Here is a 17,939-nt window from a genome sequence, read left to right as displayed (position 1 = left end):
TTAAAATTCGGTTTCAGTCAGCGCGAAGGCGTTAAACAGTGAAAGCATCTTGCAGCAGTTTTTCCTGCTGCTCGGCGTGCATCGACGCATAACCACACGCAGGTGCAGCAGAAGCATCACGACCGGCGTACTCCAGGCCCAGTGCCTGTTTGTGGTTGCCGATGCTGCGACGCAGATGATGCTGACTGCTGTACCAAGCGCCCTGGTTCATCGGTTCTTCCTGACACCACACCACGTTGGTGAGGTTGGTGTAAGGCGCGATGGCCTCCATCAGGTCGTCTTCCGGGAACGGGTAAAGCTGCTCGATTCGCACGATGGCGATGTCTTCGCGGCCTTCGGCACGGCGTTTTTCCAGCAAGTCGTAGTAGACCTTGCCGCTGCACAGGATCAGGCGAGTGACCTTGGCCGCGTCCAGGGTGTCGATTTCTGAAATAACGGTCTGGAACGAACCATCCGCCAGATCTTCCAGGGTCGAGATGGCCAATTTATGACGCAGCAGCGATTTCGGAGTCAGTACTACCAGCGGCTTGCGCAGCGGACGGATCACCTGGCGACGCAGCAAGTGGTAGATCTGGGCCGGGGTAGTCGGCACGCACACCTGAATGTTGTGCTCAGCACACAATTGCAGGTAACGCTCCAGACGGGCCGAAGAGTGCTCCGGACCCTGACCTTCATAACCGTGTGGCAGCAACATGGTCAGACCGCACAGACGGCCCCACTTGTGCTCGCCGCTGGTGATGAACTGGTCGATAACCACTTGGGCACCGTTGGCGAAGTCGCCGAACTGGGCTTCCCAGATCACCAGCGCCTGAGGCGTGGTGGTCGAGTAACCGTATTCGAACGCCAGTACGGCTTCTTCGGACAGGAACGAATCGAACAGGTCGAAACGTGGCTGGCCTTCGTACAGGTTCTGCAACGGGATGTAGGTGCCCGCGTCTTTCTGGTTGTGCAGCACAGCATGACGGTGCGAGAACGTACCGCGGCCGATGTCCTGGCCAGTCATACGGATCGGGTGACCTTCGAACGCCAGGGTCGCGTACGCCATGGTTTCAGCGTAACCCCAGTTGATCGGCAGGCCGCCGGCTTGCATCTTCTGACGGTCTTCGTAGATCTTCGCAACCTGGCGCTGTACGACGAAACCGTCTGGAATTTCCAGCAGCTTGGCCGACAGTTCCTGCAGGGTTTTCAGATCGAACGAGGTGTCGTGACGCGCAGTCCAAGCGTGGCCCAGGTACGGACGCCAGTCAACGAACAGCTCTTTGTTCGGCTCTTTAACCAGGCTTTTCACTACATGCAGGCCGTTGTCCAGCGCGTTGCGGTATTCATCGATCTTCGCTTGAACACGAGCATCGTCCACCACGCCGGCCTTGATCAGGCTATCGGCATACAGCTCACGGGTGGTGCGCTGCTTGGTGATTTGCTGGTACATCAACGGTTGGGTGCCGCTAGGCTCATCCGCTTCGTTGTGACCGCGACGACGGTAGCAGACCAGGTCGATGACCACGTCACGCTTGAACTGCATGCGGTAATCGATGGCCAACTGGGTCACGAACAACACGGCTTCCGGATCATCACCATTCACATGGAGGATCGGCGCCTGGATCATCTTGGCAACGTCGGTCGCGTACTCGGTAGAGCGCGCGTCCAGCGGGTTGCTGATGGTGAAGCCCACCTGGTTGTTGATGACGATGTGAACGGTACCACCGGTCTTGAAGCCGCGAGTCTGCGACATCTGGAAGGTTTCCAGGACCACGCCCTGACCGGCGAATGCCGCGTCACCGTGGATGGAAATCGGCAGGACCTTCTCACCGGTGGAATCGTTACGACGATCCTGGCGAGCACGCACCGACCCCTCGACCACTGGAGAAACGATTTCCAGGTGGGATGGGTTGAACGCCATGGCCAGGTGAACTTCACCGCCGGTGGTCATTACGTTGGACGAGAAGCCCTGGTGATATTTAACGTCACCGGAACCCAGCTCGACCTTCTTCTTGCCTTCGAACTCGTCGAACAGCTCGCGCGGGTTCTTGCCGAAGGTGTTGACCAGCACGTTCAAACGGCCACGGTGGGCCATACCGATCACGATTTCCTTGGTGCCGTAGGAACCGGAACGCTGGATCAGCTCGTCGAGCATCGGGATCAGGCTTTCGCCGCCTTCCAGGCCGAAACGCTTGGTGCCCGGGTATTTGGTACCCAGGTATTTTTCCAGGCCTTCCGCTGCAGTGACGCGCTCGAGCAAGTGGCTCTTGACGTCTGCAGACAGCACCGGGCGACCACGCACGCCTTCAAGACGGTGCTGGAACCAGTGGCGCTGCTCGGAATCAGTGATGTGCGTAAATTCGGCACCGATGGTGCGGCAATATGTCTGCTGCAACGCTTCGTGAATTTCGCGTAGGCTCGCTTCCTCTTTGCCGATGAACAGGTCGCCGGCACGGAAGGTCGTATCAAGATCGGCATTGGTCAAGCCGTAATGATTGATCGACAGGTCTGCAGGTGCAGGACGCTGCCACAGCCCCAGCGGGTCAAGCTGGGCTGCCTGGTGGCCACGCATACGGTAGGCCTGGATCAGTCGCAATACTTCAACTTGCTTCTTCTCGTGCTCACTGCTCACGCTTCCGGCGGAAACCGGCTGGGCGCGGCGCTGGTTCTTTGCCAGCAGCACGAACTGATCGCGAATTGTTGCGTGCGATACATCGGTGGCAGCGTTGCCGTCTGAAGACAACGTCTGAAATTTGGTGCGCCATTCTTCTGGCACAGCGTTAGGGTCGTGCAGGTAGAGCTCATAAAGCTCTTCCACATAGGCAGCGTTACCACCTGAAAGATAGCCGCTGTTCCACATGCGCTGCATCACGCTTTCTTGCATGCTTGGTCACCCTCGATTTGGGGACACCACCGGCGAAAACACCGAGTTTGCTTGCAAAAGGCCAAGTGCAGCGACCAAAACAAGCCACTTAGGATCACGCTGATAGTTCGGGTACCAACCCGAATGCCCCTGCTTGTCTCATTTCTTCAAAATAAGAGCCGCGTCTTTGTAAGTCGCTGCTCAAGTTAAAACTACGGCGCCGGTTGAAGCCTGCGCCGTAGCATCTACGGGCACAACGGTCCTGCTTTTACTACAACGTCGGTTACACGCCGCTTTGCAGCAGCATGCTACGTACGTGACCAATGGCCTTAGTCGGGTTCAGGCCTTTAGGACATACGTTGACGCAGTTCATGATCCCGCGGCAGCGGAATACGCTGAACGGGTCATCCAGCGAAGCCAGACGCTCGGCAGTCTTGGTGTCACGGCTGTCTGCCAGGAAGCGGTACGCTTGCAGCAGGGCAGCTGGGCCCAGGAACTTGTCGGGGTTCCACCAGAAGGACGGGCAGGAAGTCGAGCAGCAAGCGCACAGGATGCACTCGTACAGACCGTCCAGCTTCTCGCGCTCTTCCGGAGTCTGCAGACGCTCGATGGCCGGAGCCGGCGTGTCGTTCTGCAGGAATGGCTTAACCTTCTCGTATTGCTTGTAGAAGATGCTCATATCGACGACCAGGTCACGGATAACCGGCAAACCTGGCAGCGGACGAACAACCAACTTGTTGCCTTTCACCACGGAAGACAGCGGCGTGATGCACGCCAGGCCGTTCTTGCCGTTGATGTTCATGCCGTCGGAGCCGCAAACACCCTCACGGCAAGAGCGACGATAGGAGAAACCTTCGTCCTGCTCTTTAACCAGGGCCAGCACGTCCAGCACCATCAGGTCTTTACCACCGGTATCGACCTGGAATTCCTGCATGAACGGCGCAGCGTCCTGATCAGGGTTGTAGCGATAAACACTGACTTTCAACATGGCAGCCACCCTTAGTAAGTCCGAATCTTCGGTTCAAACGTCGGAACCGTCTTCGGCGAGAAGTTCACGGCACGCTTGGTTACGCGCTTGTCACCCGGGAAGTACAAGGTGTGGCACAACCAGTTTTCGTCGTCGCGGTCTTCATAGTCTTCACGAGCGTGAGCACCACGGGATTCTTTACGAACCTCGGCGGCGATTGCAGTCGCTTCAGCCACTTCCAGCAGGTTTTGCAGCTCAAGGGCTTCGATTCGAGCGGTGTTGAACGCCTGGCTCTTGTCGTTGATCTTGACGTTGGCGATGCGCGAACGCAGGTCAGCCAGCTGGGCGATACCTTTCTGCATGTATTCGCCGGTACGGAACACACCGAAGTAGTTCTGCATGCAGCTTTGCAGCTCTTTGCGCAGCGAGGCAACGTCTTCGCCTTCGGTACGCGAGTTCAGGCCATCCAGACGCGCCAGGGCAGCGTCGATGTCGGACTGGCGTGGACGCGCGTAATCAACGCCTTCCTTGAGGGTCTGTTCCAGGAACAGGCCGGCGGCGCGACCGAATACCACCAGGTCGAGCAGCGAGTTGCCGCCCAGACGGTTGGCACCGTGAACCGATACGCAAGCCACTTCACCTACCGCGAACAGACCAGGGATGATCTGGTCAACGCCGTCGGCGTCCTGGGTGATCGCCTGGCCATGAATGTTGGTGGCAACGCCGCCCATCATATAGTGGCAAGTTGGAACAACCGGGATCGGCGCAACAGCCGGGTCAACGTGAGCAAAGGTCTTGGACAGCTCCATGATGCCTGGCAGACGGCTGTGCAGCACTTCTTCACCGAGGTGATCGAGCTTCAGCATTACGTGGTCGCCATCGGGACCACAACCGTTACCGGCGATGATCTCTTTAACCATGGAACGGGCTACAACGTCACGACCGGCGAGGTCTTTGGCGTTCGGAGCATAACGCTCCATGAAGCGCTCGCCGTTCTTGTTGATCAGGTAACCACCTTCACCACGGCAACCTTCTGTAACCAGTACACCGGCGCCGGCGATGCCGGTCGGGTGGAACTGCCACATTTCGATGTCTTGTACCGGGACGCCTGCACGCAGCGCCATGCCGATACCGTCACCGGTGTTGATCAGGGCGTTGGTAGTCGAAGAGTAGATACGGCCTGCACCGCCGGTCGCCAATACGGTGGCATTAGCCCGCACGTAAGAGGTTTCGCCGGTTTCGATGCAGATAACGATCATGCCTACAAAGGCACCGTCTTCGTTCTTCACCAGGTCGACGCCGTAGTATTCGTTGAGGAATACGGTGCCGGCCTTCAGGTTGGCCTGGTACAGGGTGTGCAACAGCGCGTGACCGGTACGGTCGGCTGCGGCACAGGTACGAGCGGCCTGGCCACCCTTACCGAAGTCTTTGGACTGACCGCCGAACGGACGCTGGTAGATGCGGCCCTGTTCGGTACGGGAGAACGGCAGACCCATGTGTTCCAGCTCGAAGACCGCTTCCGGGCCTACGGAGCACATGTATTCGATAGCGTCCTGGTCACCGATATAGTCGGAACCCTTGACGGTATCGTACATGTGCCAGCGCCAGTCATCGTTTGGATCGGCGGAGGCGATGGCGCAGGTGATGCCACCCTGGGCCGAAACGGTGTGGGAACGGGTCGGGAACACCTTGGTGATCACGGCAGTCTTGTGACCGCCCTGGGCCAGTTGCAGCGCAGCGCGCATGCCGGCACCGCCGCCGCCAATGATGATGGCGTCGAATGAAAGCGTATTAACTGTGTTAGCCATGAATCAGATACCCCAAAGAATCTGCACACCCCAGACGAAGTAAGCGAACATCGCGACGCCGCATACTGCCTGGAAGAGAAACCGTACTGCTGTCGCGGACTTGCCCAGCGCCATCGGCGTCAGGTAGTCGGTCGCGATGGTCCACATGCCAACCCAGGCGTGAGCGCCCAGGGCTACAAGGGCCAGCAGACTGAAGATGCGCATCCCGTTATGAGCGAACAGGCCGTGCCATTGGGCGTAGCCAATGCCAGGGTTCGCCGCGAGGTACCCGATCAGGAAGATGAAATAAGCCGCGAGAACAACCGCAGACACACGTTGCGCCATCCAGTCATAGAGGCCCGAACGCGACAGGTTCGTAACGCTGGTTACCATATCCAAACTCCCGCCAGAACGATCAGCACCACGGAAATGGCGATGACGATTTTCGAGCCCAGCTTGCCGCCTTCCAGCGTCTCACCGATACCCATGTCCATGATCAAGTGGCGAATACCGGCCACAAGGTGATAAAGCAGAGCGGACAGGAGGCCCCAGGCGACGAATTTGGCCAGCGGACTGGTCAAGCATGCCTTCACCTCGGCGTACCCTTCTTCCGAACCCAGGGATTTGCTCAATGCATAAAGCATGATGCCCAGGCCAAGAAACAGGATGATGCCGGATACACGGTGCAGGAACGACGTTACGCCGGTGATGGGGAGTTTGATGGTCCTTAGGTCTAGGTTTACAGGTCGTTGGCTATTCACGGCTTTTTTTCACACTGAAGAGCCCCTAACAATCAGGGCAAAGTTGTTGGGGAGTGCACTGGTCAGGTAACCACCACCCAGGGAGTGCGACCCCCATCAAAACGGGCCCAAAAGCCCCTGGCGGTCGGAGGCCGAGTATAGACAGTTAGGCAACTAATGACAACGCGCACTCCTCACCCTAATAGCGCATTGCGCTGGCGGCATAAAAGGCGTAAATGGCAGGTAATTTCGAGGAAAAAGTACGGTTAAAGCCTTCTGGAGCAAGACTTTAGGCAAATTGACATCTGAATTTATCTCACTATAGTGGTGCGGGCCCTGCGTGGGGGGTCTGTCTGATGATTTGAAGCATAAATAGGAGGCCACATGGCTGACAAAAAAGCGCAGTTGATCATCGAGGGCGCAGCCCCCGTCGAGCTGCCCATTTTAACCGGCACCGTTGGTCCCGATGTTATCGACGTACGGGGCCTGACGGCCACGGGCCGTTTTACATTTGACCCAGGCTTCATGTCGACCGCCTCTTGCGAGTCGAAGATCACCTATATCGACGGTGATAACGGTATCTTGCTGCACCGCGGCTACCCGATCGAACAGCTTGCTGAACAGTCGGACTACCTGGAAACCTGCTACCTGCTGCTTAATGGCGAATTGCCAACAGCCGAGCAAAAGGCCCAGTTCGTCAGCACCGTGAAGAACCACACCATGGTTCACGAGCAGTTGAAGACCTTCTTCAACGGCTTCCGTCGCGACGCCCACCCAATGGCCGTCATGTGCGGCGTAGTCGGCGCCCTGTCGGCCTTCTATCACGACTCCCTGGACATCAATAACCCGCAGCATCGCGAAATCTCCGCGATCCGCCTGGTTGCCAAGATGCCTACCCTGGCCGCAATGGTTTACAAGTACTCCATGGGTCAACCCATGATGTACCCGCGCAACGACCTGACGTACGCTGAAAACTTCCTGCACATGATGTTCAACACCCCGTGCGAGATCAAGCCGATCAGCCCGGTGCTGGCCGCCGCGATGGACAAGATCTTCATCCTCCACGCCGACCACGAACAGAACGCCTCGACGTCTACCGTGCGCCTGGCGGGCTCTTCGGGTGCCAACCCGTTCGCCTGTATCGCCGCCGGTATCGCCGCACTGTGGGGCCCTGCCCACGGCGGTGCGAACGAAGCCGTATTGACCATGCTCGATGAAATCGGCGATGTATCCAACATCGACAAGTTCATCGCCAAGGCCAAGGACAAGAACGATCCGTTCAAGTTGATGGGCTTCGGTCACCGGGTCTACAAGAACCGCGACCCGCGCGCCACCGTGATGAAGAAGACCTGCGACGAAGTGTTGAAGGAACTGGGCATCAAGAACGATCCGCAACTCGAACTGGCCATGCGCCTGGAAGAGATCGCCCTGACCGACCCGTACTTCATCGAGCGCTCGCTGTACCCGAACGTCGACTTCTACTCGGGGATCATCCTCAAGGCGATCGGCATTCCAACCAGCATGTTCACCGTGATCTTCGCCCTGGCGCGGACCGTGGGCTGGATCTCCCACTGGAAAGAAATGCTCTCCAGCCCGTACAAGATTGGCCGCCCGCGCCAGCTGTACACCGGCTACGAGTCGCGTGACATCACCAAGCTGGAAGACCGCAAGTAAGCTAACCGCTACTTGGCCACACCGAAAACGGCCTCCTTTGATAGGGAGGCCGTTTTTATTTGTGCCGGATTTGAGAAACAGTTTTGTCGTATTCGTTACCAATAAAGGCAAAAAAAAGCCCCGATCTCACGACCGGGGCCTTTTTTTTGTAACGGTTACACGCTTAGTGGCTTACCGCCCCACTCGCCCCCAGGCCAGTCTGCGAACGCACAAACTGCGGGAAGTACAGCGCACGCTCCTTCTCTGCCGCCGCCGACTTGTCGGTGATGGAGAAGAACCAGATGCCGATGAACGCGATGATCATCGAGAACAGCGCCGGGTATTCGTAAGGGAAAATCGCCTTCTCATGGTGCAGGATCGAGACCCAGATGGTTGGGCCGAGGATCATCAGGCCAACGGCGCTGATCAAGCCCAGCCAGCCACCAATCATTGCACCGCGGGTGGTGAGGTTTTTCCAGTACATGGAAAGCAGCAGCACCGGGAAGTTACAGCTCGCCGCAATGGAGAACGCCAGGCCTACCATGAACGCAATGTTCTGGCTTTCAAAAAGGATGCCCAAGCCAATCGCCAGCACTGCCAGGGCGATGGTGGTGATCTTCGATACCCGAATCTCATCCTTCTCGTTGGCCTTACCTTTCTTGATCACGCTGGCGTACAGGTCATGGGACACCGCCGAAGCACCCGCCAGGGTCAAACCGGCAACCACTGCCAGGATGGTGGCAAACGCCACGGCCGAGATGAAGCCCAGGAAGATACTGCCGCCCACCGCGTTGGCCAGATGCACCGCCGCCATGTTGTTACCGCCGAGCAAGGCACCTGCAGCATCCTTGAACGCCGGGTTGGTGCTGACCAGCAGGATCGCGCCGAAGCCGATGATGAAGGTCAGGATATAGAAGTAGCCGATGAAGCCGGTGGCATACAGCACGCTCTTGCGAGCTTCCTTTGCGTCACTCACGGTGAAGAAGCGCATCAGGATGTGCGGCAGGCCGGCGGTACCGAACATCAGTGCCAGGCCGAGGGAGAACGCCGAAATCGGGTCTTTCACCAGGCCGCCCGGGCTCATGATCGCTTCACCTTTAGGGTGAACCTTGATCGCCTCGGCAAACAGCATGTTGAAGTCGAAGTTGACGTGTTTCATCACCATCAGCGCCATGAACGAGGCGCCGGACAGCAGCAGTACTGCCTTGATGATCTGCACCCAGGTGGTCGCCAGCATGCCGCCGAACAACACATAGAGGCACATCAGGATGCCCACCAAGATCACCGCAACATGGTAATCAAGGCCGAACAGCAGCTGGATCAGCTTGCCCGCGCCGACCATCTGCGCGATCAGGTAGAACGCCACCACCACCAAAGAGCCACAGGCCGACAGGCTGCGGATCTGGGTTTGCCCGAGGCGGTAGGACGCCACGTCGGCAAAGGTGTATTTGCCCAGGTTACGCAGGCGTTCGGCGATCAGGAACAGAATGATCGGCCAGCCCACCAGGAAGCCGATCGAGTAGATCAGGCCATCGTAGCCGGAGGTGAACACCAGCGCGGAAATCCCCAGGAAGGACGCCGCCGACATGTAGTCACCGGCAATTGCCAAACCGTTCTGGAACCCGGTGATCTTGCCGCCGGCCGCATAGTAGTCGGCCGCCGACTTGTTGCGCTTGGACGCCCAGTAGGTGATGCACAAGGTCGCGCCAACAAAGGCCACGAACATCAGGATCGCTGCGATATTCAGCGGTTGTTTATGCACTTCGCCGGTCAATGCATCGGCCGCCCAAACGGCAGGTGCAAAGGCCGAAGCGCCGAGTACAGCCAATAGACGACGGATCATTGCGCAGCCTCCTTGAGAATCGCATTGTTCAGGTCGTCGAATTCGCCGTTGGCGCGTCGTACATAGATGCCGGTGAGGACGAAGGCCGACACAATCAGCCCGACCCCGATAGGGATCCCCCACGTGATGGACGAACCGGGGCTGATCTTGGCCCCCAGTATTTGCGGCCCATAGGCAATCAGAAGAATGAAAGCGGAGTACAGCCCTAGCATGATCGCCGAGAGAATCCAGGCGAATCTTTCCCTTTTACTAACCAGCTCCTTGAAACGCGGGCTGTTTTGAATCGAGAGGTAAATGCTGTCGTTCATTGTTTTTATCCTCGCAGCACAGCTTTTTATTATTGGAACATATCCACTGTATGCGGCTGCGGAACAGGTTCCAGACGACCTTAGTAGTAGAAGGAGTGTAGCGAGGGATATTGAAGGCGCAGGAATAATTGGCGGGGCGAAATAATGTGGGAGCCGGGCTTGCCCGCGATGAGATCACCTCGATACATCAGGTGCACCGAGACGTCTGCATCGCAGGCAAGCCAGCTCCCACAAGGGTCTTATTTAGCAGTCCACTCGGCGACACGCTCAGGGTGCTTGGCCACCCAATCCTTGGCCGCCGCTTCAGGCTTGGCGCCCTCTTGGATCGCCAGCATGACTTCGCCGATTTCATCCTTGGAGGCCCACTGGAATTTCTTCAGGAACGCCGCGACTTCCGGGGCTTTCTTTTCCAGGCCTTTGCTGCCGATGCTGTTGACGGTTTCAGCAGCACCATAAATTCCTTTTGGGTCGTCCAGGAAACGCAGTTTCCACTTGGCGAACATCCAGTGTGGCACCCAACCGGTGACCGCAATGGATTCCTGTTTGTCTTCGGCACGGGTCAGCTCGGCGATCATCGCCGCGCCCGAACTGGCTTGCAGCTTGTAGTCCAGGCCATAGGCCTTGATCGCTTCATCGGTCTTGAGCATCACGCCTGAACCGGCGTCGATACCGACGATCTTGTTCTTGAAGGTGGTATCGGTCTTGAGGTCTTCGATGGATTTGGCTTTCACGTACTCAGGCACGATCAGGCCAATCTTGGCGTCCTTGAAGTTGGGGCCGTAGTCGACCACCTTGTCCTTGTTCTTGGCCCAGTATTCACCGTGGGTCACCGGCAGCCAGGCGGAGAGCATGGCGTCGAGTTTGCCGGTGGCCACGCCTTGCCACATGATCCCGGTGGCGACCGCTTGCAGTTTCACGTCATAACCGAGCTTTTGCTTGATCACTTCTGCCGCCACGTGGGTGGTGGCGACACTGTCTGACCAGCCATCCACATAGCCGATGCTCAGGGTTTTGCTGTCGGCGCTGGCCAGTGTGGAGCTCATCGCAACTACCAGAGTGGCAGCTGCGCCCAAGAGTCGTCGCATCTTCATAGTGCTTCCCCGAAAGTGCTGCGCCCGGCGGATGCCGAGCGACGTCAACCTGTTGTTATGTGGTGCACCGCGCCCCCTTCACGCGCATCGATCACGTGGGTGCCTCGTCAGTGGAGGGCTGACACTTCGATCATCAACCTGCTGCCACAAGCGACCTGCTCTGACTGCGACCTCAGGTAAGCAAGAAACGACATCACATCGCCAGCAGGATGATTTGTAGGACATTCACCGACGATCCCGCCCGAACTTTGCATGTCAAAATTATGCGGCCCCACTGGGACGGCTCAAATCCGGGTAAGATGCGCGCCTTTGCCCCCAGACGGCCTGATCATGCCCGCGACTGCCCGCTTCCCGCTCCTGCCCTATTTATTTGCCCTGATCCTCGGTGTGTTGGCCCTCGGCGGCTATTGGTATGGCCTTGGCCAACCGGTGGTGCTGCCGGACGTGGCCAGCGCCAGCCACAAGCTGCAATGTGCGTCCTACACGCCCTTCGACAAAGACCAATCGCCGTTCGACCAGCCGTTCAAACTGCGCCCCGAGCGCATGGACGCCGACCTGGCGTTGCTGGCCACCCGTTTCGAATGCATCCGCACCTACTCCCAGACCGGCCTTGAAGACTTGCCGGCACTGGCGCGCAAACACGGCCTGAAGCTGATGAGCGGCGCATGGGTCAGCAGTGATCCGGTGGCCACCGCCAAGGAAGTCGAGGCACTGATCGCTTCGGCCAATGCCAACCCCGACGTCGTCACCTCGGTGATCGTCGGCAACGAAACCCTGCTGCGCAAGGAAGTCACCGCCGGGCAGTTGGTCAAGCTGATCCATCACGTCAAGGACCATATCAAGCAACCGGTCACCTACGCCGATGTGTGGGAGTTCTGGCTGCAACACCCGGAAATCGCCCCGGCCGTGGACTTCCTGACCATCCACCTGCTGCCTTACTGGGAAGATGACCCGTCGGGCATCGACCAGGCGCTCAAGCACGTGGGCGATGTGCGCCAGACCTTCGGCAACAAGTTCGCCCCCAAGGACGTGATGATCGGCGAGACCGGCTGGCCGAGCGAAGGCCGTCAGCGGGAAACCGCAGTGCCGAGCCGGGTCAACGAAGCCAAGTTCATGCGCGGGTTCGTGGCCATGGCTGAAGCCAATGGCTGGCACTACAACCTGATCGAAGCGTTTGACCAGCCGTGGAAACGCGCCAGCGAAGGTGCTGTGGGTGGTTACTGGGGTCTGTTCGATGCGGATCGCCAGGACAAGGGCGTTCTCGCCGGCCCGGTGACCAATGTGCCGTACTGGCCGGTTTGGCTGGGGGTTGGCGGGATTATCCTGCTGGGTACGCTGCTGTTGGGCGGCCGCGTACGCACCACCCGTGCTGCGTTGGTGTTGCCGTTGCTCGGTGCCGTCGCTGCCTGCTCAATCGGCACCTGGGGCGAATTGAACCGGGTCACAGCGCGCTTCACCGATGAGTGGGTGTGGGCTGGATTGCTGGTGGCCTTGAACCTTGCGGTACTGGCTCACGCCGCCCTGGCGTTGAGTGCACGAGAAGGTTGGCGTGAACGCGCCTTCAACTGGATCGAGCAACGCGCTGGCTGGCTGGTGGCAATCGCCGGGTTCGCCGGTGCGGTCATGATGCTGGCGCTGGTGTTTGACCCGCGTTATCGCAGCTTCCCGAGTGCCGCGCTGGTGCTGCCGGCGCTGGTGTACCTGGTGCGTCCGGTGAGCGGGCTGCGGCGGGAGATTGCATTGCTGGCGTTCATCATCGGTGCCGGTATTGCGCCGCAGTTGTTCCGTGAAGGGTTGATGAACCAGCAGGCGTGGGGTTGGGCAGTGGTGAGCCTGCTCATGGTTGTAGCGTTGTGGCGATGCTTGCGGGTGCGCAAGGCTTAAGACCGCTATCGCAGGCAAGCCAGCTCCCACATTTGGATCTGTGAACACGGTCAAATGTGGGAGCTGGCTTGCCTGCGATGGGGCCCTGTCAGGCTGCCCGAGGCGCCCTGACCAACCGCAACCCCGCAATCACCACCGCAAACACCGCAAAGGTCGTGTTGTACAACGCCAACGCCGGAAACCCGAACACCAGCGCCAACACCGCCAACACCCACCCGGCTCGGCCCGGCACAAAAAACGCCAGCACCGACGTGATCAACGCCGCCCAGCCCAGCACCTTGAAGTGAATCATCAGCCCCAGGTTGGAACGCACCTGGCATTCCCAGCGGCTGGCCTCGTCAGCACAAATGCCCACCCAGCGGCCGTCCTCCATGAATCCGTAACGCGCGCCATAACTGGCGGCCAGCCAAAGCGGCAGGGCAATAAGCAACAGAATCAGCGGAAAACGGCGGGACATGAGGCACTCCGATAGACGAAAACGGCGCCCAGCTTAATCCCCCGGCAGCCGTTGGCAAGGCTTGGAAACAGATAAGTATTCATTAGTGCGTGCCAAAGTGTATCGTCTGGCTACTATTACCCCGATTCCGACGTTTTTTCCGACTTTTCGTGCCGAAGGCTGGCACTTCGGCAGCAACGCGGTGGTCATAGCCTGCGAACTCCACTTCAGCACGTTTTCCTCTTAGGGATTTAGTCATGCTCCGTTCCTTGCGCTGTGCGGCCCTGTTGGGCAGCCTTTTTCTGAGTGCGTCAGCACTGGCGGTCGATATCGACCAGGCCAGCTATGGCTACCCTTTGACCAACCCATTTGAAGCGACCATCGCGACCACCCCGCCGAACCTGCGGCCGGAACTGCCGTCCGACGATGAAATCAATCAGTCCGACTACACCCTGACGATGCGCCCCGAGCGTGAATTCAGCCTTCCCGACAATTTCTGGGCAGTGAAGAAACTCACCTACCGCATCGCCAAGCAAGACCGCGCCGCACCGCTGATCTTCCTGATCGCCGGCACCGGCGCACGCTTTGACAGCACCATCAACGAATACCTGAAAAAGCTGTACTACAAGGCCGGTTACCACGTCGTCCAGCTGTCGTCCCCCACCAGCTTCGACTTCATCGCCGCCGCCTCGCGCTTCGCCACGCCCGGCATCAGCCAGGAAGACGCCGAAGACATGTACCGCGTGATGCAGGCCGTACGCGCGCAAAACCCGACGCTGCCCGTAACCGACTTCTACCTTACCGGCTACAGCCTCGGCGCCCTCGACGCAGCCTTTGTCAGCAAGCTGGACGAAACCCGTCGCAGCTTCAACTTCAAGAAAGTCCTGCTGCTGAACCCGCCGGTCAACCTCTATACCTCGATCACCAACCTCGACAAGCTGGTGCAGACCGAAGTGAAGGGCATCAACAACAGCACCACCTTCTATGAACTGGTGTTGAACAAGCTGACCCGCTACTTCCAGCAAAAGGGCTACATCGACCTCAACGATGCACTGCTCTACGACTTCCAGAACTCCAAGGAACACCTGACCAACGAACAGATGGCGATGCTGATCGGCACTTCGTTCCGCTTCTCGGCGGCCGACATTGCCTTCACCTCGGACCTGATCAACCGCCGCGGCCTGATCATCCCGCCCAAGTACCCGATCAGCGAAGGCACCAGCCTCACCCCATTCCTGAAGCGTGCGCTGCAGTGCGACTTCGACTGCTACCTCACCGAACAGGTGATCCCAATGTGGCGTGCCCGTTCCGACGGTGGCAGCCTGTTGCAACTGGTTGACCAGGTCAGCCTGTATGCCCTCAAGGACTACCTGCACGACAGCCCGAAAATCGCCGTCATGCACAACGCCGACGACGTGATCCTGGGCCCGGGCGACCTTGGCTTCCTGCGTAAAACCTTCGGCGATCGCTTGACCGTCTACCCCCTGGGCGGCCATTGCGGCAACCTCAATTATCGCGTCAACGCCGACGCCATGCTGGAGTTCTTCCGTGGCTAAATATCTTCTGCTGCTCGCCGCCCTGATGTGCGCGGGCGTGGCCAATGCCGACAACAGCAAGGCCCACACGCCGACTGTAGTGGACTCCGACGGCTTCAAGGAGCCACTGAGCCATCTCAAGTTCAACCCCGGCCTGGACCAGCGTGAGTTCGAGCGTTCGTCGGTCAACGCCCTGAATGTCTACGACCCGCTGGAGTCGTGGAACCGCCGGGTGTACCACTTCAACTACCGCTTCGACCAGTGGGTGTTCCTGCCGGTGGTGGACGGTTACCGTTATGTCACCCCAAGCTTCCTGCGCACCGGCGTCAGCAACTTCTTCAACAACCTGGGGGATGTGCCCAACCTGTTGAACAGCCTGCTGCAGCTCAAGGGCCACCGTTCCCTGGAAACCACCGGGCGTCTGCTGCTCAACACCACCATCGGCATCGCCGGCTTGTGGGACCCGGCTACCGCCATGGGCCTGCCTCGCCAGAGCGAAGACTTCGGCCAGACCCTGGGCTTCTACGGTGTACCGGGCGGCGCCTACCTGGTGCTGCCGCTCTTCGGCCCCTCCAACCTGCGGGATACCACCGGCCTGCTGGTGGACTACGGCGCCGAGACCGAGATCAACTTCCTGAACGTGTCCAAGGTCAGCGAAAACCACCCGGAAATCTGGGCCCTGCGTGCTGTCGACAAGCGCTACCAGACCAGCTTCCGCTACGGCCAGATGAACTCGCCGTTCGAGTATGAAAAGGTGCGCTACGTGTACACCGAGGCGCGCAAGTTGCAGATCGCCGAGTAATACCCCCTGTAGGCGCTGGCTTGCCAGCGCCTACATCCCCCGCCGACACCACTTCCGCCACGTAAACCGCAATTGCAGCACGGCCGCCCTGGCCATATCCCGGTCCTGCTCAGCCAGCACCGAAGGCTGCTCAAGGGCTTCAAGCATCGCAACGCTGGCCGCATCCATCAGTGACTCATTCGCCACGCTCGGTCCCCCCTCCTCCAGCGCCGCCTCCAGCGCCCGCAAATAGCGATCGCGTTCAATCGCCAACGCGCCCCGGCTGCCCGCCAGGCAGGCACGCAATTCCAGCAACTCATCCCCCAGGTCCAGCCCGAGCAATCCATTATCCCAATGGGCACGGCGATCAGCAGGCAAGGTTTCGCTGTAGCGCGACAAGCGAATCAGCCGGTCCGCCATGCGCCCGCCAAACCAGCTTTCAGCCTGCTCCAAGGGACGGGAAGTCAATTGCGCCAGGTCGAACAACGACGCCTTGAACATCCGCCGATAGTGATGCTCACCGGGATTGAGCTGGATCAGCCGAAACACCAGTACGGCGATCCCGACCCCCACCAACGTCGCAATGGCCTTGTTAAGGAAGGCGGCGAAGTCGTAGGTCATCACATTGCTGGGCCCGACGTTGTTGACGAAAAAGATGCAGAACGCTGAAGCCGTCGCCGCCAGTTTGAGGCGGCTCATGCACAGCGAAGCGAAAAACAGCGGCACGCCCAACGCCAGGCATAACAAGGGAAAGCCATCGAAGCCGGGCAACAGCACGAAGCACACAAACCCCGCCACCGGGATCGAAAGCGCAATGCCCTTGAGGAAATTCAGGCTTGAGGCCGACGGATTTTCCCGTGCCGCAAACAGGCTCAGCACCACACCACAAATCGACACCGCGCCCAACCCCGAAGGCCATGCCGTAAAGATCCAGAACGCCGCCACCGCCAGGAACGCCAAGGCACTGCGCAACCCACCGAGCACGCCCTGCTCAATATCCCGGTGCCAGGACATCGCCCCCGGCGCGCCGGGCGGCACCCTGCCTTCTTCGACCGCGACCAGCGTCAATCCCCCCCGCTCAATCAAACGCAGTACTCGAGCCAGTTGCATCAGGCAAAAGTGCGCCTCCTGGCCAAGATGCGAATCCTGCAAGACCAGGCCAAGCCGTTGCGCCAGCTCGGGCAGGTCATCGAGACGCTCCTGCTGCAACGCACCCGCCACCTCTTCAATCAGTGGCACCACCGCTGCCGTCTCATCGAGCATCATCCGCTGGCGCGCCACACCCCGCGCCGCCCGCAGCAGGCTGAGCAGGTCACGGCTGAGCACGCGCAAGGCCTGGGAGCGGCGTCGGCCCTTGGGCCCTTCAAACCAGGCGTGGTCGCGCTGGCTGTCCACCGCCACCAGGCGGCTCAACGCTTCGAGCAACCCTTTACGCTGATCATTGCCCAACAGCTCCGAAGCCGCGGCGCGCACCCCGGCCTGCCACGCGGCCCGCGCTTGAACCGCCAACACCTGCTCCACCCGGCGGGGCCATAAAATCGTGCTGGCGATGGAGGCGCAAAGGATCCCCAGGCTAATCTCCTGACAGCGTGCCACCGCCTCATCGAACACCCCCAGAGGTGCTGCGGTAGCCGGCAACGCAATAATCGCCGTGGTGTAACCCGCCAGTACAAAACCATAGGACGCGTGATTGCGCAGCAGCGAAGCCCCAGTGGTACAGAACGCCAGCCACAGCGCCATGCACAGCAGGAACAACAGCGGTGCCTGGCCAAACACGCCGATCATCGCGATGGAGACCATGGCCCCGACAAACGTGCCTACCAGCCGATACGCGCCTTTGGCCAAGACCATGCCGCTGGTGGACTGGCCAACGATAAACACCGTGGTCAAAGCCCATTGAGGCTGCTGCAAGTCAAAACAGAAGGCCAGGTACAACGCGACCCCGCCGGCGATCATGTTGCGCAAGGCAAACAGCAGATCGTTGCGGGACGGGGCCAGCGTCGCTTGCCAGAAATCAGGGAGCTGAAAGGTGGAAGATTTCATGGAACCCGCATATAGATAGCAAGCTAATG

General features: G+C 59.3%; 14 protein-coding genes. 4 read left to right on the top strand and 10 right to left on the bottom strand.

Annotation, left to right across the window (positions count from 1 at the left end; all coding sequences use genetic code 11):
• Positions 1–31 precede the first annotated feature (31 nt).
• From BLU46_RS25575 to sdhC, 5 genes are all read right to left on the bottom strand, one after another.
• Entirely contained in the window at positions 32–2,863 is a 2,832-nt protein-coding gene (locus tag BLU46_RS25575) for a 2-oxoglutarate dehydrogenase E1 component (protein WP_063028202.1), read from the bottom strand.
• Positions 2,864–3,125: 262 nt separating this feature from the next.
• Positions 3,126–3,830, bottom strand: coding sequence for a succinate dehydrogenase iron-sulfur subunit (locus BLU46_RS25570; protein ID WP_003210571.1), 705 nt, complete (start codon positions 3,828–3,830; stop codon positions 3,126–3,128).
• Positions 3,831–3,841: 11 nt separating this feature from the next.
• Complete coding sequence (gene sdhA / locus BLU46_RS25565; RefSeq protein ID WP_063028200.1) at positions 3,842–5,617, bottom strand: succinate dehydrogenase flavoprotein subunit; 1,776 nt, start codon at positions 5,615–5,617, stop codon at positions 3,842–3,844.
• Between the two features lie 3 nt (positions 5,618–5,620).
• Positions 5,621–5,989 carry a succinate dehydrogenase, hydrophobic membrane anchor protein gene (sdhD, locus tag BLU46_RS25560; protein ID WP_003210573.1) on the bottom strand — a complete coding sequence of 123 codons (369 nt, stop codon included), beginning with the start codon at positions 5,987–5,989 and terminating at the stop codon, positions 5,621–5,623.
• Positions 5,983–6,357 carry a succinate dehydrogenase, cytochrome b556 subunit gene (gene sdhC, locus BLU46_RS25555; protein WP_008433998.1) on the bottom strand — a complete coding sequence of 125 codons (375 nt, stop codon included), beginning with the start codon at positions 6,355–6,357 and terminating at the stop codon, positions 5,983–5,985. Before sdhC ends, sdhD begins: the two co-directional genes overlap by 7 nt.
• Before the next feature lie 363 nt (positions 6,358–6,720).
• Between sdhC and gltA the strand changes: the two genes are divergently transcribed.
• On the top strand, positions 6,721–8,010 hold the full coding sequence (gene gltA / locus BLU46_RS25550; RefSeq protein ID WP_003210575.1) for a citrate synthase: 1,290 nt from the start codon (positions 6,721–6,723) through the stop codon (positions 8,008–8,010).
• A 163-nt stretch (positions 8,011–8,173) separates the two neighbouring features.
• On the opposite strand, the gene BLU46_RS25545 is transcribed toward gltA, so the two are convergent.
• The 3 genes from BLU46_RS25545 to BLU46_RS25535 form a co-directional block, all read right to left on the bottom strand.
• Entirely contained in the window at positions 8,174–9,832 is a 1,659-nt protein-coding gene (locus tag BLU46_RS25545; RefSeq protein WP_003210576.1) for a cation acetate symporter, read from the bottom strand.
• On the bottom strand, positions 9,829–10,140 hold the full coding sequence (locus BLU46_RS25540) for a DUF485 domain-containing protein (RefSeq protein ID WP_003210577.1): 312 nt from the start codon (positions 10,138–10,140) through the stop codon (positions 9,829–9,831). Before BLU46_RS25540 ends, BLU46_RS25545 begins: the two co-directional genes overlap by 4 nt.
• A gap of 239 nt (positions 10,141–10,379) precedes the next feature.
• Complete coding sequence (locus tag BLU46_RS25535) at positions 10,380–11,231, bottom strand: glycine betaine ABC transporter substrate-binding protein (protein WP_026077970.1); 852 nt, start codon at positions 11,229–11,231, stop codon at positions 10,380–10,382.
• Between the two features lie 330 nt (positions 11,232–11,561).
• Here BLU46_RS25535 and BLU46_RS25530 point away from each other — a divergent pair, with 330 nt between their 5' ends.
• Positions 11,562–13,115, top strand: coding sequence for a glycoside hydrolase family 17 protein (locus BLU46_RS25530; RefSeq protein WP_093210195.1), 1,554 nt, complete (start codon positions 11,562–11,564; stop codon positions 13,113–13,115).
• Positions 13,116–13,203: 88 nt separating this feature from the next.
• On the opposite strand, the gene BLU46_RS25525 is transcribed toward BLU46_RS25530, so the two are convergent.
• Positions 13,204–13,572: a hypothetical protein gene (locus BLU46_RS25525; protein WP_093207582.1), complete on the bottom strand. Its 369-nt coding sequence runs from the start codon at positions 13,570–13,572 to the stop codon at positions 13,204–13,206.
• Between the two features lie 236 nt (positions 13,573–13,808).
• Between BLU46_RS25525 and BLU46_RS25520 the strand changes: the two genes are divergently transcribed.
• Entirely contained in the window at positions 13,809–15,107 is a 1,299-nt protein-coding gene (locus BLU46_RS25520) for a serine protein kinase PrkA (protein ID WP_010166231.1), read from the top strand.
• Positions 15,100–15,888, top strand: coding sequence for an MlaA family lipoprotein (locus BLU46_RS25515; protein WP_003210582.1), 789 nt, complete (start codon positions 15,100–15,102; stop codon positions 15,886–15,888). The genes BLU46_RS25520 and BLU46_RS25515 overlap by 8 nt, the downstream gene beginning before the upstream one ends.
• A gap of 30 nt (positions 15,889–15,918) precedes the next feature.
• Here the strand turns inward: BLU46_RS25515 and BLU46_RS25510 are convergent, their stop codons facing one another.
• Positions 15,919–17,910 carry an FUSC family protein gene (locus tag BLU46_RS25510; protein ID WP_093207579.1) on the bottom strand — a complete coding sequence of 664 codons (1,992 nt, stop codon included), beginning with the start codon at positions 17,908–17,910 and terminating at the stop codon, positions 15,919–15,921.
• Positions 17,911–17,939 lie beyond the last annotated feature (29 nt).

Origin of the sequence: Pseudomonas yamanorum (assembly GCF_900105735.1) — a bacterium.
Taxonomy (GTDB): domain Bacteria; phylum Pseudomonadota; class Gammaproteobacteria; order Pseudomonadales; family Pseudomonadaceae; genus Aquipseudomonas; species Aquipseudomonas yamanorum.
The sequence above is the reverse complement of the archived record's forward strand: the minus strand, read 5'-3'. Positions and strand labels throughout refer to the sequence as shown.